Source organism: Amycolatopsis sp. NPDC047767, from assembly GCF_040704195.1.
GTDB lineage: Bacteria > Actinomycetota > Actinomycetes > Mycobacteriales > Pseudonocardiaceae > Amycolatopsis.
In genome coordinates, this window is record NZ_JBEYSJ010000053.1 from 1 (window position 1) to 19,100 (window position 19,100).

General features: G+C 71.0%; 14 protein-coding genes and 1 pseudogene. 4 read left to right on the plus strand and 11 right to left on the minus strand.

The annotated features are described in order from the left end of the window. Nucleotides 1–562: 562 nt before the first annotated feature. The 3 genes from AB0878_RS46455 to zwf all read right to left on the minus strand — a co-directional run bounded on the left by AB0878_RS46455 (nucleotide 563) and on the right by zwf (nucleotide 5,598). Entirely contained in the window at nucleotides 563–1,831 is a 1,269-nt protein-coding gene (locus AB0878_RS46455; protein WP_366589334.1) for a cytochrome P450, read from the minus strand. A 56-nt stretch (nucleotides 1,832–1,887) separates the two neighbouring features. Next, nucleotides 1,888–3,492 (minus strand): FAD-dependent oxidoreductase, encoded by a 1,605-nt coding sequence (locus tag AB0878_RS46460; protein WP_366589336.1) that lies wholly within the window; start codon nucleotides 3,490–3,492, stop codon nucleotides 1,888–1,890. 663 nt (nucleotides 3,493–4,155) lie between these two features. Continuing rightward, entirely contained in the window at nucleotides 4,156–5,598 is a 1,443-nt protein-coding gene (gene zwf, locus AB0878_RS46465; RefSeq protein WP_366589339.1) for a glucose-6-phosphate dehydrogenase, read from the minus strand. A gap of 706 nt (nucleotides 5,599–6,304) precedes the next feature. Here zwf and AB0878_RS46470 point away from each other — a divergent pair. Continuing rightward, complete coding sequence (locus AB0878_RS46470) at nucleotides 6,305–7,660, plus strand: chloride channel protein (RefSeq protein WP_366589342.1); 1,356 nt, start codon at nucleotides 6,305–6,307, stop codon at nucleotides 7,658–7,660. Between the two features lie 76 nt (nucleotides 7,661–7,736). Here AB0878_RS46470 and AB0878_RS46475 read toward each other — a convergent pair whose 3' ends face one another. The 4 genes from AB0878_RS46475 to AB0878_RS46490 all read right to left on the minus strand — a co-directional run bounded on the left by AB0878_RS46475 (nucleotide 7,737) and on the right by AB0878_RS46490 (nucleotide 9,912). Further along, nucleotides 7,737–8,141: a hypothetical protein gene (locus tag AB0878_RS46475; protein WP_366589344.1), complete on the minus strand. Its 405-nt coding sequence runs from the start codon at nucleotides 8,139–8,141 to the stop codon at nucleotides 7,737–7,739. A gap of 12 nt (nucleotides 8,142–8,153) precedes the next feature. Then, entirely contained in the window at nucleotides 8,154–8,762 is a 609-nt protein-coding gene (locus AB0878_RS46480; RefSeq protein WP_366589346.1) for a hypothetical protein, read from the minus strand. A gap of 318 nt (nucleotides 8,763–9,080) precedes the next feature. Beyond that, nucleotides 9,081–9,650, minus strand: coding sequence for an SDR family NAD(P)-dependent oxidoreductase (locus tag AB0878_RS46485; protein WP_366589428.1), 570 nt, complete (start codon nucleotides 9,648–9,650; stop codon nucleotides 9,081–9,083). Between the two features lie 4 nt (nucleotides 9,651–9,654). Further along, nucleotides 9,655–9,912 carry an SDR family NAD(P)-dependent oxidoreductase gene (locus tag AB0878_RS46490; RefSeq protein ID WP_366589349.1) on the minus strand — a complete coding sequence of 86 codons (258 nt, stop codon included), beginning with the start codon at nucleotides 9,910–9,912 and terminating at the stop codon, nucleotides 9,655–9,657. 391 nt (nucleotides 9,913–10,303) lie between these two features. Here AB0878_RS46490 and AB0878_RS46495 point away from each other — a divergent pair, with 391 nt between their 5' ends. Both AB0878_RS46495 and AB0878_RS46500 read left to right on the plus strand, forming a co-directional pair. After that, nucleotides 10,304–10,552, plus strand: a complete 249-nt coding sequence (locus AB0878_RS46495; RefSeq protein WP_366589352.1) for a hypothetical protein — start codon at nucleotides 10,304–10,306, stop codon at nucleotides 10,550–10,552. Nucleotides 10,553–10,980: 428 nt separating this feature from the next. Beyond that, nucleotides 10,981–12,549: a Na+/H+ antiporter gene (locus tag AB0878_RS46500; protein ID WP_366589355.1), complete on the plus strand. Its 1,569-nt coding sequence runs from the start codon at nucleotides 10,981–10,983 to the stop codon at nucleotides 12,547–12,549. A 38-nt stretch (nucleotides 12,550–12,587) separates the two neighbouring features. On the opposite strand, the pseudogene AB0878_RS46505 reads toward AB0878_RS46500, so the two are convergent. Continuing rightward, a pseudogene (locus AB0878_RS46505) lies at nucleotides 12,588–12,995 on the minus strand (cation transporter); the annotation flags it as partial. Nucleotides 12,996–13,278: 283 nt separating this feature from the next. On the opposite strand from AB0878_RS46505, the gene AB0878_RS46510 reads away from it, so the two are divergent. Next, nucleotides 13,279–13,608 carry a hypothetical protein gene (locus AB0878_RS46510; protein WP_366589357.1) on the plus strand — a complete coding sequence of 110 codons (330 nt, stop codon included), beginning with the start codon at nucleotides 13,279–13,281 and terminating at the stop codon, nucleotides 13,606–13,608. A 260-nt stretch (nucleotides 13,609–13,868) separates the two neighbouring features. On the opposite strand, the gene AB0878_RS46515 is transcribed toward AB0878_RS46510, so the two are convergent. From AB0878_RS46515 to AB0878_RS46525, 3 genes are read right to left on the minus strand one after another with little or no spacing between them, the layout of a single operon-like run. After that, complete coding sequence (locus AB0878_RS46515) at nucleotides 13,869–15,743, minus strand: hypothetical protein (protein WP_366589360.1); 1,875 nt, start codon at nucleotides 15,741–15,743, stop codon at nucleotides 13,869–13,871. After that, nucleotides 15,743–16,843 carry a VWA domain-containing protein gene (locus AB0878_RS46520; protein WP_366589363.1) on the minus strand — a complete coding sequence of 367 codons (1,101 nt, stop codon included), beginning with the start codon at nucleotides 16,841–16,843 and terminating at the stop codon, nucleotides 15,743–15,745. Before AB0878_RS46520 ends, AB0878_RS46515 begins: the two co-directional genes overlap by 1 nt. Then, nucleotides 16,840–19,089: a DUF5682 family protein gene (locus tag AB0878_RS46525; RefSeq protein WP_366589365.1), complete on the minus strand. Its 2,250-nt coding sequence runs from the start codon at nucleotides 19,087–19,089 to the stop codon at nucleotides 16,840–16,842. The genes AB0878_RS46520 and AB0878_RS46525 overlap by 4 nt, the downstream gene beginning before the upstream one ends. Nucleotides 19,090–19,100 lie beyond the last annotated feature (11 nt).

Here is a 19,100-nt window from a genome sequence, read left to right on the forward strand (position 1 = left end):
CTCCACTTCACAACCGGAGGCCTTCGCCTGTCTGCACGACAGGCCGACCTCACCTCAACCGAGAACAACGTCCCCGGACATCACAGCTAGGCCAGTTGCGCGCGAGGGTCCGGACGTTCCGCCGCACGACGTCCTCGGCGTCGGTGCTGCCGGGCCGTCCGGTCTCCGTTCAGACACTCATGTAACGACAATCGCAAGCCTCGATGAGGGATCACGCCCAGGCCGCGGCCGGATGAACGTCACCACGATCGGCAGTCAACAGCGGAAAGGTGGACAGGTCCGTTTTCTCCGGAGTGCCACGCGGCCGTGCGCCTCGGCCCGCCGGGCACTGTGCCCACGGCAGTCACCGCCGATCCTCGGGGATGCCCGGCCAACGACGCACCATAGCCGAAACCGGAAATCACGCATCGAAGTGACCTCGCACCGCAGCTACTCCCGCGGACGCCGGTCAGGAAATCATCACAAATCGCAGGCAGAAGCGGTTCCGTCGCAGACACGGCGGGGAGCGCATCGAGCTTCGCGACGACGCCGCAGCCTCGGTTTCTGTGACCTTTGTCTGCGGTCAGATTCGGGCGGGGGTGATGCCGTCGATCGCGACCGGCAGGTGGCGGGGGCCGCGCAGGACCGGGTTGGTCCGGTACGGCGGTGGGTCGGCGAGCAGGCGGGGGTTGGCCAGCCGGTGGGCCAGTTCGGCGAGCGCGATCTGGGTTTCCAGCCGGGCGAGCGGTGCGCCGAAGCAGTAGTGGATGCCGCCGCCGAAGCCGAGGTGCTGGTTGGTGTCGCGGGCCAGGCCGAACCGGTCGGGGCTGAAGCGATCGGGATCGAATCGGTCGGGGTCGCGGACGTGCTCGGGGTCGCGGCTGCCCGAGGCGAGGACCAGCACGACCCGGGAGCCCTTCGGAATGGTGGTGCCGGCGATCTCGATGTCGTCGAGGGCCACCCGCCAGGGGATGAAGTGCACGGGCGGCTCGTAGCGCAGCAGTTCCTCGACCAGGTGGATGACCAGCTCGGGTTCGTGGCGCAGCCGTTCGAGCACGTCGGGGTGGCGCAGCAGGGTGAGGGTGCCGTTCGTGATCAGGTTGACGGTGGTCTCGTGCCCGGCGATCAGCAGCAGGAACGAGGTGGCGAGCAGCTGCCCGTCGGTCAGGCGCCCCTCGGGGCCGTCGTCGGTGGCCAGCGCGGAGAGCAGGTCGGCACCGGGAGATCGGCGGTGGCCGTCGACGAGCCCGGCGAAATACTGGACCATCTCCTGCGCGGCCGCCGCACGCTTGCGCTGCACCTCGGCGGGGTCGCCGACCCCCGGGTCGAGCGCCGCGACGATTGCCTCGACCCACGTGTGGAAGCGGGGTTCGTCCTCGCGCGGCACACCGAGCAGCTCACAGATCACCGTGACCGGGAAGGGGTAGGCGACTTGGTCGACGATGTCGACCTCGGTGGAGCCGGCGAGGCCGTCGATGAGCCCGGTGACGATCCGGCGCAGGTCGGGCACCATGCCGTCGACCCGGTCGGGGGTGTGGGGTGGGCCGAAGTGGCGGGTCACGATGCGCCGCAGCCGGTCGTGTTCGGGCGGGTCGAGGCGGATGAACGACGGAGGCAGGCCCGGGGGGTCCTCGGACGCGGCGGCCGCTTCGGGCAGGTTGTGCAGGTCGGAGCTGATCCGCGGATCGTGCAGCAGCGCCACGATCTCGGCGTAGGTGGAGACGATGTAGCTGCCGTCGTCCTGGCGGGCCACCGGGGTCTTGCGCAGTTCGGCGTACAGCGGATAGGGATCGGCTCGGTTCGCATAGTCGAGGACCTGCGAGAAGACGCTCGGCGGCGCGGTCGTGACCATGACGGCGGCCTCCTTCATGCGGTTCGTGGGGCTGATCGGGCAGTCGCGGTGACGGGTCAGGGCGACCGGAGAGTCGCGCGCCGCTCGGCCGGGTCGTGGCCCGTGAGTACGACGGTGGCGCTCTGGGTGGGGATCGGCTGGGTGGGGAATTCGGCGGGCACCACAGCCTGTTCGGCGGGCTGGTCGACGGTGTGCCAGGCGGGCGGGAAGGGCGCGGAGCGTTCGATCTGCCGTTGGTAGAACCCCAGCCACTTGCTCTGGTTGAAGGTGACCGCGGCAACCAGGCGGCCACGCAGGCCGTAGGCGGCGACGAACCGGCGGTCGGTCGCCGAGCCCTGCGTGATGACGACCTGGTCTGCGACGCTCGGCACGCCGACCGACTTGATCTCGGTGCCGAACTGGGTGGACCAGAAGATCGGCACGTCCAAGTGCGGCCAGCGGTGCGTCTCGTCGCTGAGCATGTTGTGGGCGGCGACCTCGGCCTGGGTGACCGCGTTGCCCCAGTGCTCGAGCGCCAGCAGCTGGTAGCCGAACAGTGGCTGCGGGGCACGCGCGATGTCGCCGGCGGCGAAGACGTCGTCGGTCACCAGGCCGTTCGCGTCGAACGCGCGGCAGCCGGCGTCGCAGGCCACGCCCCACCGGCCGGCCGCCAGCCCGGAGCCTTCCAGCCACTCGACGTTGCGGATCCCGCCGAGCGCGGCCACCGCCACCTCGACCTCGAGGGTGCTGCCGTCGGACAGCCGGGCTCGCCGCAGCCGCCCGTTCTCCCCTTCCAGCGCGGTGACCCTGACCGCGCACCGCAGATCGACACCGGCGTCGCGCTGCATGTCGGCCGCGATCGCGCCGATCGGTCCGCCCAGCGCGGCCACCAGGGGTGCCGGGCCGGCCTCGGCCACGGTGACCGGCAGGTCGAGCTCGCGGCACACCGAGGCGACCTCCGAGCCGGTGAACCCGGCGCCGATGACCAGCACTCGGCCCGGTCGCCCGGCCAACTGCCGCTGCAGCCGCTCGGCATCCTCGCGGGTGCGCAGCACGAACACCCCGTCCAGTGCAGCCTCGGCCGGGACCAGCCACGGCCGGGCCCGCACGCCGGTCGCGATCAGCAGCCGGTCGAAGCCGACGGATGTGCCGTCGGCCAGCCGCACCTGCTTGCCGGCCAGGTCCAGCCCGGTGGCCGCGACGCCCAGCCGCCAGTCGGCGTCGATGGCCCGGCGGCGCGGCAGCCCGGTGTGCCCTGCCGGCACCCCACCCTGCTGCACCTGCTTGCTCAGCGGGGGGCGGTCGTAGGGGTCGTGAGGTTCATCGCCGATCACGGTCAGCGACCCGGTGAACCCCTCGTAGCGCAGCGCACCGGCAGCCCGCGTCCCGGCCAGTGAGGCCCCGACGATCACGATCCGCCCGGTCCGCAGGAACTCCTCGTTCATGCCGTCGCGGCGCGCCGCAGCCGCGCGGCCGCCGTTCTCGGCCGGCCCCCGGTCGAGGACGATGGCCTGTACCGGACACGCGGCCGTCGCCCGCAGCACCCGCTCCCGTTGCTCGTCGCTGGGATCGGGGTCGTAGAGCAGTGCCTCTCCATCCCCGTACATGGTGAAGACGCTCGGGGCCAGGAACGCACATTGCGCGTACCCCTGGCATCGGGTCAGGTCCACTACGAGCCGCATCTCGACGTTCTCCCGTCAAGCGAGTGCATCGGGCGGTCAACGGCGGCACTTCCCGAAGCCGCCGCCGAGGACGGCTTTCCAGCCTCCGCACGCCACCCCGGCGCAGGCCATGGTGCAACATCCTCCGCACCACAACCATCACCCGCGAAAGATGAGCCCCGGCGCCAGGCCAAAAACGTCGGACCACCATTGAACGGCGATCCGCCGAGGACGGCACTGAAATCACAGTCTCTTTTGTATGAATAAAGGAAAATGGTGCGATTATTCAATTCACCGGCCCGAATATTCACCGCCGACCGCAACCGCTTTCAGTTTCCCGCGTCGACCGATACCAGCCCGACTTCGCCGGTTGTGTAAATCCGTTATGGCACTGCGCGTGTCGCGGCGACGGGTCGCGTGCGTGGACGGTTTCGGGAGGGCGCGCGGGGCCGACCGTAGATCTCGACGAGAAGAACGACGCCTTGTTCCAGAAGACGCTGGGCCTCAACGACTTATCCCTCGCCGACGCCGACTACCCGATAGCAATCTGCAGATGGTGGGCAAGTCTTCCGCACCGATGTACCGCGGCGAGAACCCATCGAGACGGCGCTGGCACCGAGCATCGGCGGGTCGACCCGGCACTGACGGCCATGGCCAACGCACTGCGGCCTCGGCTGACCCCGATCAGCGTGGCGTCCAGGGCGCCCGCCAGCCGCCGAAGCCGGCCGGGACCTCGTCGGCCGCGGCCGGGCCCCAGCTGCCGGGCCGGTAGGAATGCACCGGCGGCGGCGCGTCGAGTAGCGGCTGCATGACCCGCCAGGTCTCCTCGACACTGTCCTGCCGGGAAAACCGCGTGCTGTTCCCCATCATCGCCGCGTGCAGCAAGACCTCATACGGCGTCGGACCCTCGCCACCCTCCTCGGCGAACTCCATGTCGAGCTCGATCGGCGCGATCCGGGCCACGTCGGCACGACGCGCGTCGACCTGGATCCGGACGCCGGTCGACGGATCGAGCTTCAGCACAAGCTGATTCGGCTGCGCCGCATGGCCGGCCAGCCCGAAACCCAGCTTGGGCGGACGCTTGAACACCAGCCGCAGCTCGGTCTGCGTCACCGGAAGCCGCTTGCCCGTCCGGATGAAAAACGGCACACCGGCCCAACGCCAGTTCTCGATGTCGAGCCGCAGCGCCGCGTACGTCTCGGTGGTCGAATCGCGCGCAACGCCGTCGATATCGAGATAGCCGTCGTACTGGCCGCGCACGTAGTGAGCCGGATCGGCCTCTTCCACTGCCCGGAACAAGCCGACCTGCGACTCCTTGAGCGTCACGGGGTCTCCCCGTGACGGTGGCTCCATCGCGGCCGCTGCGACCACCTGCATCAGGTGGTTGACGACAACGTCGCGCAGCGCGCCGACCGGATCGTAGAAATGACCGCGGTCCTCGACGCCGAAGCTCTCCGCCATCGTGATCTGCACGCACTCGAGGTAATTGCGGCTCCACAACGGTTCGAGGATGGCATTCGCGAAGCGCAGGTGAAGAATTTCCTCCAGCCCCATCTTCCCCAGGTAGTGGTCGATCCGGAACAGCTGCGATTCGTCGATGTACTCGTGCAGCTCGTCGGCCAGGTCACGCGCGGACTGGCGGTCGTGCCCGAACGGCTTCTCGACGACGAACCGGGCGCCGGCGGCCAGGCCGGCCTCCGACAGGCCCTTGACCACCCGTCCGAACAGGAACGGCGGAATCTCCAGGTAGAACGCCGGAGTCCTCGCACCTTTCACCGCATCGCTCACCCGCTCGTAAATGGCGAGGTCGTTGAAATCCCCGCTGACGTAGGACAGCTTGGCTGCGAACCGGTCGAACACCGCCTTGTCGAGGTCGCCGGTCGCTTCGATCGACGACCGGGCCCGTTCGACGAGCCGATCGAGGGTCCAGTCGTCGGCCGCCACCCCGACGACGGGACACGTGAGCAGGCCGCGGGCCTCGAGCCGGTAAAGCGACCGGAAGGTCATCACCTTCGCCAGATCTCCGGTGATTCCGAAAACCACCAGTACATCCGCCGGCCTCGGCTGAGCTGTTGATGTCATCTCTGCCTCCACTTCGATCACGACCGCGCGGAACGCCCATTTCATGTCGTCCGCTCCGGATCTCCGGCCACAAGAGGCGGATCGTCCTCGAGCTGACTGAGCACGCGCTGCGCCGAAACTGGTTGCGCTGGGTCGCGACGCCAAGTCCCACGCCGGGTGTACAACAGCACATGAACCAGCGCCGCGAACAGCAAGCCAGAGCGCCGAGAGACAACCCATCGCGGCCTCCGGTCGTGTTCCGGATCATCGTCACCGTTTCCGCGAAGGTCGGGCATCATCCATGGAGGATGAGCCGCACTGGTAAGCCAGTTGCCGCTCGACGCCGCGTTCTTGATTTCGGGAAGCACATCCAGCGTGCCGACAGCCTCCACCTCGGCGCCCAATGTCCGGTGCCGCAACGGCTTTCGCGGGCCATGCACCGAATGTCAGCAGATCGCATGATGTGCGCGAGATTCTCGACACCCGCGCCTGGCCACCCGGCCGGTCCGCGCGGTGGGGCGCCCTCGGTCGTCACCAGGACGAAGTTCCGCGCCCACGCCCATCTTCATCCGGCTTGGGGTCCTGCCGATGAACCGGCGCGCCTTCCGTTCGGCCCGCTGGGCGCACATTCCGTCCACGTCTTTTCGGGGTCACCCGGGGCAGGCGATGGCACGGAAACCGACCGTGAGCACCGTGAGACAGGGGTGCTGTGCCCGCGTGGTGGTCCGGTCGCGGCATCGACCCGGCGAAGGCCAACGATGAGGGGCACAGCATGGCGGACACGGCAGCGCCACCGCCGGCCGGCGGCTCTGCGGCCGCACCGGCCCAAACCGGTGCCGCGGCGCAGCTGCGTTCGCGCGCGTACGTGCGCCTCCTCGTGCTCGCGGCACTGATCGGTGTCCCGATTTCGGCGGCGGCGTACTTCTTCCTGCAATTCGTCGGTGCCGTGCAAGAGTGGCTGTACGCGGACTTGCCGCGCGCGTGGGGATTCGCGGGGCCGCCGTTGTGGTGGCCGGTGCCGTGGCTCGCGCTCTGCGGGGTGCTCGTCGCGCTGGCCGTCCGCTACCTGCCGGGCGCGGGCGGGCACGCACCGATCGGGGGGATCGAATCGGGGCAGCAGCCCACGCCGGTGGATCTGCCCGGGGTGCTCCTCGCCGCGCTGGCCACACTGGGGCTGGGCGCCGTCCTCGGGCCGGAGGCGCCGCTGATCGCGCTGGGAGCCGGGCTCGGCGTGGGCGCGACCCGGTTGGTCCGGCCGCACGCGCCGCAGCAGGAGGTGGCCGTCGTGGCGGCGACGGGGAGTTTCGCGGCGATCAGCGCGTTGCTCGGGTCGCCGATCATCGGGGCATTCCTGCTGATGGAGGCCTCGGGGCTGGGTGGCGCGACGATGGGGCTGGTGCTGCTGCCGGGCTTGCTGGCCGCGGGCGTCGGGACATTGCTGTTCATCGGCCTGGACTCGCTGACCGGGCTGGGACCCGCGTCGCTCGCACTGCCGCAGCTGCCGCCGTTCGCGCACCCCGACGTCGCGCAATTCGGCTGGGCGCTCGTCATCGGCGTCGCCGCGGCGCTGCTGGGCACCGGCGTACGCCGGCTCGCACTGCTGCTGAAGCCGCACATCGACCGGAACATCATGCTCATGACACCGGTCGCAGGCCTGGCCGTCGCCGGACTCGCGATCGCGTACACCGCCACCGGCGGAACGCTGTCGGACGTGCTGTTCTCAGGTGAGTCCTCGCTGCCCGCCCTCCTGGAGAACAGCGCGGACTACACCGTGCCCGGACTGGTGCTGCTGCTCGCGTGCAAGTCACTCGCGTACGGCGTGTCGCTGTCCGCGTTCCGTGGTGGGCCGGTCTTCCCGTCGATGTTCCTCGGCGCGGCCGGCGGCATCGCACTGTCGCACCTGCCGGGGCTGCCGCTCGTCGCCGGGGTGGCGATGGGCATGGGCGCGATGTGCGTGGTGCTGCTGCGGCTGCCACTGACGTCCGTCCTGCTCGCCACCCTGCTGCTCTCCTCCGACGGCCTCGCCGTGATGCCACTGGTGATCGTCGCGGTCGTCGTGGCACACGTGCTGGCGGCGTGGCTCGCCCCACGACCGTCGCCTGAGCCGGAAGACCCGGCGGCCGAATAGCCCGGACTTTCGCTCACCTGCGAAACCAGCAGCCGACGGCGGCGGGCCGACGGACGCCTGCGACCGGGCGCACTCGTCAGGTCGAAGCGGCGAGTTCACCGATGGGCACGGCGATATCCGCGTCGAGCGGGCAGGTCCACAGTGGACGGCCGTCGGCGAGGGCGGCGACCATCGGGTGAGCGTGTGTCCGTTCGGGACAGCGCGGCCAGTCGACGCTGTGTCCGGCGGGCCTGAGGTTTTCGAGGATCAGGTCCTGTACGAAGTCGGCCAGGGCGCGCAGCCGCTCGGCCGGACGCGCGGCCTGGTCGAGGGCGAGGACACCGATCTCCTCGCCGTCGACGCGCAAAGTGGCGAGCAACCGCGGGTCCCCGGCCATACGGTGGGGATCCCCGGCTTCGCCCCGCAGACCGGCGGCGAGCAGGTCGTGCCGAACGGGCCGGAATTCCTCGACGACGTACTCGGTCTCGTCACCGGTCTGCATTTTCGGGTTACCTCAGATGCTGTACGTGCAGTTCAGGTAAGCGTAGCCACCTTCGGTGGGGTGCGCCGCGGAGTGCCAGGTGAACAGGAACGAGACGGTCGCGCCTTTCGGCATGGTGTAGGTGCCGCCGCCGACGACCTGGAACTTGCGTGGCAGCGGTCCGTGGAACTGGTAGTTCCACGGCTCGGTGTGCGGCGCGTATACGTTGGCCTGGTGGTTGTTCGCGTAGATCTGGGCCGACATCACCACCACGCCGAACCGGGAGTTCGGCGAGGTCAGCTTGACAACCCACGGAATTCCGGACGTCGCCGACGACTGCACGGTGATGTTCGCTGTGCCGTTGGACGGAAAAGTGCCGTGGCAGGCCGGGTATGCCGCAGCCGCGGACGGCCGGGCCGCGGGCTCCGGGCGAGCCCCAGTCGTGTCCTGCAGCGCCTGCACGAGCTGCCGGCCCTCCGGGCTGTCGAGGGCGCCGCCACCGGCGGGCGCGCCCGCGTCGGCCAGGCTGTGGAGCACGTCCACGACGTCGGTCCCAGCCGGCGCGGCCACGGCCGGAACAGTGGTCAGCACGAGACCGCAGGCCACGGCGACGCCCGTGGCCACGGCGCGAAAAGCACGCATGGATGATCCCCCTTTATTTGGTTGTTCCCCAGTGCCCAGGTAGTTGATCATAGCCGCGAAGACCATCGCGACAGCGTCAAGAAATCTTTACGCGCCTTCGATCCCCTGCCGAAAATGTGAATCCTGGTCGGAAATACGTCGGCTCGCGCCCGTAACCGGCTGGTGCGCGGAATAGTCGCTCACCCCCATCGATTCGGGCGCCGGGGCTCGTGGTCGCCATCCGCGGCGGCCAATTCCCCGGGGAGCACGATCGACTGCGCACCCGTTAGCGCCGTGCATCCGGTGGTGTGCCCGCGACCCCGGGCACACCACCGCAGTTCAGGCCTTGGTGGGCCGGCGCTGGTCGAGCAGGGTCAGGCGCTCGCTGACGCGCCAGAGCTTCCCGACCGCTTCGGGCTCGACCGCAGCCGACGCGGCCTTGGCGGGGAGGCGCCCGTCGTAGAAGCAGCCGTTGAGGACCTTGGCGTCGGGGTCGGCGAGGCGGGCGACGACCTCGGCACCGTCACTCACCGGGCGGCCGCGGTAGCTGTAGTGCCGGAGCATGCCGGTCGCGATGATGCCGGGGTGCACGCTCACGGCCTCCCCGATCCGGGGCGCCAGCTCGGTGAGCGCGGCGGTGAACATCGTGAGCGCGAGCTTCGACTGTGCGTAGGCGGCTCCGCGGTTGTAGCGCCGCTTCCAGCTCGGGTCGGTCCAGTTGATCCGGCCGCCGCGATGCAGCGACGAGCTCACATTGACCACGCGGCCGACGGGCGACCCGGCGAGCCGGTCTTCGAGCAGCCGGGTCAGCAGGTACGGCGCGAGGTAGTTGACTTGGAAGGTCTGCTCGTGGCCGTCCTTCGTGACGACTCGGTGATGGGCGCCGCCGATGCCGGCGTTGTTGACCAGAACGTCAAGGCGCGGGTAGGTGTCGGCGACCGCGGTGGCGAGGTTCGGCTACCTGGCGGAGGTCGGCGAAGTCGGCGACCGCGGGGTCAAGCCGACGCGGGTCGACGCCGGAGTTCACGAGCCGTTGGCAGGCCGTCGATCCCTCTTCTTCGTTGCGTGCGTGTACGACGACGGTGGCGTCCCCGGCGGCGAGCAGCCGCGCGGTTTCGTAGCCGATGCCGTCGGTGCTTCCGGTGACCAGGATGACGCGGTTTTCGGGCATGGTCCATCCACAATGGATTCGGGGTACGGGGCGCCGTTGGATGTGGTTCGTCAGCCGGCCATCACCTCGGGCACCGACGCCGAGCGTCAGGCCGGCGACGGATCAGGTGGCCGGTCGTCGTGGCGCACCTCAGCCGCGTGCGCGCGAACGCCATTTCTGCCCATGAAGTGGAGCGAATCCCACCGAACGGCCCCAGGCAAGAAAGAACCGGGCGAACTTACGGCTTTCCAGCAGCACCGGACGCCCGCGCGGCACGGATGTGCCGTCGCCGCGCCAGGCGTAAGAGGCACGCGAAGAACCACGGCGGAGCCGTCAACGAGCTGTGCCGGTCTCACTCCCGGACCGTCCACAAGGGTCATGGTCGCAGGATCGGATCACAGACGGGAGCGCCATGCCAGCAGACCCCGACCCCCGGATCACGAGCCGGATTCCCGGACAGCGCGCCGGAAGCGTCCTCATCAGTCACAACAGCCACGACGGCTCCATCTGCGTGCTGGTCGCGCCCGACGGCGCCGTCGTCGACCTGCGCATCACCGAGTCGGCTGCGCATCGCCCGCCCGGGCAGCTCGCCCTCGACATCCTCGGCTGCATCCACGCGGCCCAGGACGCGTTCCGCGGGATCGCGCCTTCCGACACCTGACCGCGCGCCTCGCCACCGGAGACACCCGCACCGTCCGGCCGGAAGTTCCGGTACCTCACTCACGGCGGCCCGGCTTGCGCCCGGCCCGGTTCCGCCGGCCTGTGTCCAGCCACCGCTGCGCACCGCGGAGAACAAGCGCGATCAGCAGAAAACCACCGATGAGCATCACCGAGTATTCAAGGCCGTTCACGGCTCACCCTCTCCCGTGCCGCCCGGGCAGCGCAGCCTGCAGTGTGTCGCGCGGTGCGCCGCCGGCAGCCGGCGACCACGCTTCCTTGACGCTGCGTGGCCCGAAGTTGACAGTCCGCTGAGCCCGGCGCGCCACGCGGGGTCCGCTCCGGCCCTCGGCCGCGGGTGTTCTGCCGTAAGGTTTCCCCCGGGCGCGCCGGGAAGTCTGGTCGGCAACGAACACGGACGAGAGGCCGATCATGCGCGGGGTCGAAACAGTGCTGTTCCTCGTCGTGATCGCGACGGTCGTGGCGACCTTCGCGGTCCGGCTCCGCGTGCCCGCGCCCTCGTTGCTCGTCGTCGCGGGCGTGGTGGTCGGCCTGCTGCCCGGAGTCCCTGCGATCACGGTGACTCCCGATGTGATCAGCCTGATCGTGCTCCCGCCCCTGCTCTTCGCCGCCGGGGAAGAGCTGCCCTGGCGCGATCTGCGCGCCGTGGGCCGCCCGGTCGCGACGCTCGCCGTCGGCTTGGTGCTGCTCTCGGCGGCGGCCGTGGTCGGCGTGGCGGTGGCGGTGACGCCGATGCCGGTCGGCATGGCGTTCGTGCTCGGCGCGATCCTTGCCAGCACCGACCCGGTCGCCGTCACCGCCCTGGCGCGGCGGCTCGCGCTGCCGCCGCGGGTGCAGGCGCTCATCCAGGCCGAGAGTCTCTTCAACGACGCGACCAGCCTGCTGCTGTTCCGCGTCGCGTTGTTCATGGTCGTCGCCGGGGGCTCCGTGTCCTGGGGCCGCACCGCGGGCGAGTTCGCCCTCCTCGCCGGGGGTGGCCTGATCGTCGGCGTGCTCATCGCGGCCGGCGCGTTCGTCATCCGGCGGCGCACCGAGGAACCGGTGCTCGAAGCCGTCGTCTCCCTCGTCACGCCGTATGCGGCGTACGTGCTCGCCGAGTCCGTCGGCGGGTCGGGGGTGACCGCGGTCGTCGTGGCGAGCGTGCTGCTCGGCACCCAAGCCGAACGCCTGACCACGGCGCGGATCCGGATTCAGGTCGGCGCCGTCTACGAGACCGTCGTGTTCCTGCTCGAAAGCGTGGTCTTCGCCCTGATCGGGCTGCAGCTGCCCGCTCTTGTTCGGCGCGTCGCCGGGAGCAGCCCGTGGTGGCTGCTGCAAGCGCTCGCGCTCGCCGTCACCCTCGTGCTCGTGCGCCTGGTCCTGGTGTTCGTGCTCTCGGCACTGCGCCAGCGCCGCAACGGACAGCCGGTTTCGTGGCAGGTGCCCGCGGTCGTGTCGTGGGCCGGCGCCCGGGGCGTGGTCCCGCTCGCCGCCGCTCTGTCACTCCCGGTCGTGGCACTCGACGGTTCCCTGCTGCCGGCCCGCGACCTGGTGCTCCTCCTGACCTCCGCGGTCATCGTGATCACCCTCGTCGTGCAGGGCTTCACCCTCGCCCCGCTCGTCCGCCGGTCCGGCATCGCCCTCGACCCGGCCGACATCCGGCAGGAACAGAACCGCGCGCGGCTCCGCCTGGCCGAAGCCGGGTTGAGCCACCTCGAGCACCTCGCCGAAACCGAGTCCGCGCCGGCCTTCGTGCTCGACCAGCTCCGCAGCAGCTGGCGAGCCCGCATCGACCGCATCCGCCTCGACGAGGACACCGAACCCACCGACACCACCCGCTACGACCTTTACCGCACGCTGCGACGGGAAACGCTCGACATCGAAGCGGCCGAACTCACGCGGCTGTTCGACCTCGGCACGATCACCGACACCACCCGCCGCCGCATCCAGCGCCTGCTCGACCTCGAACACGCCGGCCTGGGCGACGACGAACAGCCGTGACCCCCGGCGACGAGCCGACCCGCGTGCCGGGCGCGGGCTCAGCAGCAGTGTTCGCCGCGCCAGGCTTCGCGGCCCTCCTTGACCGCGACCGCGGCGATGATGAGGGCGACGACGGGGTCGGCCCAGGACCGGCCGAACAGCGAGTTGAGCAGCAGCCCGACCAGCAGGACGCCGGACAGGTAGGTGCACAGCAGGGTCTGCTCGGAGTCGGCGACGGCGCTGGCGGACCCGCGTTCGCGGCCAGCGCGGCGCCGGGCGTAGAACAGGAACGTCATCACCAGCAGCGACACCGCCGCCAGCACGATGCCCACCGTGGAGTGCTCCGCCGGCTCCGCACCGAACAGGCCACGGATCGACTCGACGCTCACGTAGGCGGCCAGCGCGAAGAACGACAGCGCGATCACCTTCAAGGCGGCGCGATCGCGGGCGTCCGGATCGCCTCCGGACATGTGACTCGCTTCAAGAGGACGGCGCCGGAACGCGTTGTGCGGTCCCGCCAACCTGCGCATCCGGCGATCATCTCGGTCGAGGACTTCACCGCGGTCCAGCTGTCCCGTCGCTCTCGGGCCGCCAACGGGCTCGAAACGCGGCGCAAGCCCGAATGCGGCCCGAAAACCACGAACTGGACGCACGCATTTCGCGGGCGAGTTCGGTGCGCGCACTGCCTGCGCAAGATGGAAGGAACACCGCGGAACAGTCGGGGACCAGCGCGACACCACCGTGGAAGCAATGCTGGAAGTGGCCGGCGACGTCAACATGAACCCAGAGCGCGCGACTGACCCCCAGCGCCGTCTCACCCAGGCCAAGACACGGCTGACGCAGGCCATCGAAGCGGGCACAGATCCGATGACGCCGATCGACCCGCTCAACCGAGCAAAAGAAGAACACGACGCCGCACAAGAGGAGCCGGCGCGGACTCCCACAGGCGCGTCACTGACACGCGGCGATGTCGAGCCGCTGGTCGACTCCCTCCGCGATGGCGGTCGGCAAGTACTCAACGCCAGCCCCGCTCGGCTGCAAGAGCTGTCCCGAGGAGATCGGCCTGGAACTGGCCTATAACGCAAAAGAGCGGATCGTCGATGTGACCATCCGCCCACCCCGTAGGGCTAAAGCGCATTCGAGGACCGAGTTGGCCCGTAACCCCACACTGAGTTTCGCCACTGACCTGAAGCTTTCGTGACACCGTCGGCCACCGAAGCGCTCCGATCTGCTGCTCGATCCGGCGACCGACGGATGGCGTGGGCGCCCGTCAGGGACACGATCATGTCCGTCGGGCACCATCTGCCGGCTAGGCAGGCCCGCACCTCCGCGGGCGTACGTCAGCGGAGTTCCGACGTCGTCAGCATTCGGATCTGTGCCACCGTCCAGGAATCCGCCGTCCACTCCGTGGCGAGGTTCGTCATCGCCGCTGCCATCGCGCGCAAGCCCACGCCGGCCAACGTCGCTGCGGTGTGCTCGGCTCGGGTGCGTAACGTCGGGGGCGCGTGCGAGAGGCCTCGGTGCGCTGCCTCCGCCAGCACCGACTCCGCCGCGGTCAGCGCCGTGCGCAGCGGGTCCCGATCCACTGTGGGCGGTGGCCCCAGCAGCTCGATGCGACCGTCGGCGGCCAGGTCCGGGACCAGCACTCCGGCCTCCGTGCGCACCGCCAGCGGTTCGATCAGAAGCTCGCGGCCGGCTCGACGCAGCGCACCGCTGAGTTGGGTCGGGCCCGAGGCCAAAGCTCGGTGCAACGCGTCCAGGCGGCCCGGGCAGATTCCGCTGTGGGTGGCGGTGATCCGGGCCCGCGCGCCCGCGGCGTCCGCGATCACCGCGTCCAGACGCTGAGCGCCCGGGTGGTAGCCCAGTTCGCACACCTCGGCGATCTCCACGACCGCGATGTCCTCGGCTTCGACCCGCGGGCGGACCAGCTTCGGGGGCAGGTCCGCCAGCTGCTCGGCTGCTGCCGCGAAGTCGCGGACCACCGCCGGCAGGTCGTCCCACGCCGCGCCGACCGGGGTCACCGACATCGCGCCGATCCGGGCCGTGCCCAGCCTCAATGCGCGGCTGGCGCTGCGCACCGCTGTTTCGGACACCACGTTCGACGTGGCCAGCGCCTCCAGCGTCGTGCCCGCGATCCGGCGGCGGGCCAGTTCGTGCCCGGTCACCGGTTCCTCACCGGTGTCCCATCGCGTTTTCAGCACCAGCACCGAGCTGTCGCCGGCAAAGTAGACCTCTGCCACTCGCTCTCCTGGCGCACCCCGCACCCGCGCCCCCAGCGCGATCAGCCGGATCCTTCGCAGCCTCGTCTCCGCCTGTTCGTCCGTGCCCAGGACCAAAGCCGGTGCGCCAGTCGCCCGGAACCGCGCCGGCAGTTCCGCCAGCAGCTCCGCGCACCGCTCCATCCGGTGCTTGGCGCTGCGGGCCGCGTAAGCGTCCAGCTGCTCACCGAGCTCCGCCATCGCCGCCGCGGGCCAGCGCAGACCGGACTCTCCCAGATCGTCGGCGATCCGGCCGATCGAGGCGCGCAGCACCGGGCTCGTGTTCGCGACCCCCTCGGACAGCACTCGCGTGACGACCTCGAGCGCCGGCCCGGACGCGACCCGTGCTGTGCTCGGGCCGCCGACCGCGAACCGGATGTCATCACCGGCCAGGCCGCGCGTGTCGGCCTCCCGGAACGCCCACACCGCGATCGCGACCTGCTGTGCCCGGTCCGTCGCGTCGGTATGCGCGTAGCCCAGCTCGCCCGGCACCAGGAACCGGACGGTCGCCGTGGGCAGTTCGGCCACTGCCACCGGATCCGTCGCGGTCGCCCGGCGCAGCCGCACGGCCAGCCCGGCTCGCCACCCGCGACGGGCCGCCGTCACTGCCCGCGCGCCGAATTCGGCGGTCAGGACGTCGTCGCCGACCTCACCCGGCGACCACGCCGTGAACTCGGGCGCCGCGGCGGGCAGGCGCTGGTAGCCGAGGACGACCGCGATCCGGTGCCGGCACACGCCGGGGGCGCCGCAGGTGCACGCCGCGCTGTCGAGTGCGCCTTCCGGCGGGAAGACGACCTCGATGCCGTCGGCGAACCGGCCGCGCACCTCACCGCTCTCCACGGCTTCGACGACCGGGCCGTGACCGGCGTCGAGGTCCTTCTGCGCGCGCTTGACCAGGCCGCGGTTGGCGAGTGCGGCCAGGGCGTCCGGGGTGAGCGCGAGGAGGTCGGCCCGCATCAACCGAGCCGTTCCGCGACGAACTCCGCCAGCATCCCGGGCGTCATCGCACCGACGTGCGCGCCGACGTCGGCCAGCCGTTGGGCCAGCGCGCGGTCGTACACCGGACTCGCTTCTTCGTCCAGCGCGGCGAGCGCCAGCACGTGCGTGCCCGCTTCGGCGAGCTTGCGCACGTCGTGCACCAGCCGGTACTCGTCGCCGCCTTCGAAGAAGTCGCTGACCACCACGACGATCGCGCGCCGCGGGTTCTCGATGAGCCCGGCGCCGTAGGCGACGGCCTTCGCGATGTCCGTACCGCCACCGAGCTGGACCTTCATCAGCAGCTCGACCGGGTCGGTGACGTCCTCGGTGAGGTCGACGACCGCGGTGTCGAACGTGACCAGGTGCGTCTTCAGCCCGGGCAGGCCCCAGAGGCACGCCGCGGTGACCGCCGAGTGGATCACCGAGCCGGCCATCGACCCGGACTGGTCGACGAGCAGGATCAGCTGCCACCGCTCGAGATGTTTGCGCGTGCGGGAGGCGAATTTCGGGCTGTCGATGAGCAGCCGCCGCTCGGCGGGCTGGTAGCGCCCGAGGTTCGCCCGGATCGTCCGGTGGAAATCGAAGTCGCGCGCCTGTTTGAGGCGGCTCGGGCGCCGCGACCGGGTGCCGGTGAACGACTGGCGGAGCTCCGGGGTCAGCCGTCGTAGCAGGTCTCGCACCACGGCTTCGACCAGCTTCCGCGCCATCGCCAGGAGATCCGGGTTCATCAGGTGCTTGGTGCGCAGCACCGCCCGCAGCAGCGCCGGGCTCGGTTCGATCCGGGCCAGCACGTCGGGGTCGGTGACGATCTCGGTGATGTCGTAGCGCTCCACCGCGTCGCGCTGCAGGCGCTCGATGGTCTCGCGCGGGAACAGCCGGTGCACGTCGTCGAGCCAGTCCACTGTGGACAAGACGGACGCACCTGAGCCGCCGCGCACGTCCCGCTCGGCCAGCTCTTCGTCGCGGTCGTAGAGCCACGACAGGGCCGCGTCCCGCCGCGCACCGGCAAGGTCGAGCCCGCCCGTCGCCGGCTCCGCCGGCTGCCCGAGGATCAGCCGCCAGCGTTCGAGATCGGTCATGCCAGCCCCTCCCGGGCCAAGCGGGCGTCCACCCGGGCCTCCAACGCCATCGCCTCGGCGACCACCAGCGGGTCGACCCGACCGGGTCGCACCAGGCCGCGCCCCGATCCGCGGAGACCGCGGCGGGCCAGTAGCCGCTCGGCGATCCGCTCCCGTTCGGCGGGCGGGAAGTAGCCGAAGGCCAGGCGCAACGCCGGCAAGGCGATCAGGAACTCGGCTTCCGTCAGCTCGCCCACGAGCTCGTCGAGCGTGCCCAGCACACCATCGGACTCCAGCACCTCCTCGCGAGCGAGGCAGAACAGCCCGGCGAGCCAGTCGCCGATGGTGTCGGGCGCGGCCATGTCCCGCACCGCGGCCCGGGTCCGTTCCGGGTCCGGGGCCGTGCCCAGCGACCAGGCCAGGCCGGTCGCGGCGCCACGCAGGTCGGGCGGCACGCCGGCGTCCGCGGCAACGCGGGTGGTGACCGCGGCGGCCGTCGCACGGTCCACTGTGAGGACGTGCTCGGCGTGACGGATCGTGTCGCGCACCGCCACGACCGCGGCGAGCCGACGCGGCTCCGCAGGGGCCGCGCCACCGCGCACGGCTTCGGCCAGCCACAGGGCCCGGTTGACGCCCACCCGCAGCACCGCGGCCGCCGCCGGGCTGCCCGCGAGACCGAACAGCTCGTCGTGGCGCCACAACGCGAGCACCGTGCCCAGCGCACCGCCGAGCGGCGCGAGGTCGTCCGCCCGGCCCACCTCCGCGACCAACGTGTCCACAACGGACTCGGGCAGGGCCGGAACCCCGGACAGCGCCGCGTCGAACAGGACGCCCGCCAACGTGGGCAAATCCGCGCCGGGCATGCGCTCGTGCAGCACCGCCAACGCCGCTTCGGGCAGCGTCGCGCCGTACGCGGCCGCCTCGATCAGGGCGGGCAGGCGGGCGCCACCGGGGGTCAGCCGCCAGGTCTCGACGACCACCGGATCCGCGCCGCCGGCCGGACCGGACTGCCGGTCGAAGCCGGGAATCCCCAGCAGCCGCAGGCAGTGCAACACCCGGCTGGCGCGTCGGCCCGGTGCGCCGGTCAGCTCCAGCCGGACCGGACCGGCGCCGTCCAGGCCCAGCTCCGCCAGTTCCGCCGCGACCCGGCCGGGCAGCGGCGGCGCCGGCGTGTCCGCGTGCAGCCGGCCCACGCGTTCCCCGCTGAGCGCGGCCACCATCTCGACCACGACCGGGTGGGCGCCCGGCTGCAGCGGTCCGCGGACAGTCCACGGCGGCGGCTGGGTCAGGTCGTCGGCGACCAGGGCTCCGAGCAGGCCGTCGAGAACGTCGACCCGGGCGGGGTGGTCGTGCCCGCGCAGCTTCGCCAAGCCGTCGGCGAGCGTGCGGGCCGCGATGAGGTCCGCTGTGGACACCGGCTGGCGCCGTTTGCGCAGCCGCTGGGCGACGGCTTCCAGCAGCCCCTGACCGGCGCCGGCCAGACCCCGCTCCCAGAGCAGCTGGTAGTAGCCGGGCGAAGGCATGCCTGACTGGTAGCCGGTGAACGCGTCGAGCCGCTTGTGCGAGTACGGCACGAGGTAGCTCGCCGCGTCGGGCCGCCGCGGCACCTCGGGCCAGGCGGTGCCGCCACTCGCGGCCAGCCGCCGCACCGCCGCGGTGTGGAACCCGCCCGTGACGACCAGCACCAGCCGCTCCCCCGCGTCGGCGACCGCAGCGCGAACCCACGAAGCCATGTAGTCCTCGCGCTCCTGGTCGCGCTCGCTCGCCTCGGCGTCCCCTCGCACGAGGTCGAAGTACGCGCTCAGCCGCTCGGCCAGGTCCTCGTCCGGAGCGGCTTCGAAGAGGTGGTCCCAGAGCGCGTCGGGGTTGTCCACCGCGAACTCCGAGCAAAGCCGGCGGGTCACGTCGGCATAGCGCAACTCCGCGTCGGCGTAGCGGTTGTCCCACCCGTCGAACGCCGGATGCCAGGCCGGCAGATCGATGAACCGCACCTCGGCCCCGGCCTCGGTGCCCGCCGTGAGGGCGATCCACTCGGGTGAGTGATCGCAGAACGGCGACCACGACGAACGGGTGCGTTGCTCGTCGCGGTAGCTCGTGTGGATCGCGATCGGCAGCTCGTGCCCGAGCAGCAGTTCACCGAGCCGGTCGTTGACGTCCGACGGCCCTTCCACCAGTACATACGCGGGCCGCAGTGCGGCGACGGCCGACGCCACCGTCCGGCTGCACGCCGGGCTGTGGTGCCGCACGCCGAGGAAGACCGCTCCCATACCCCGCTCTC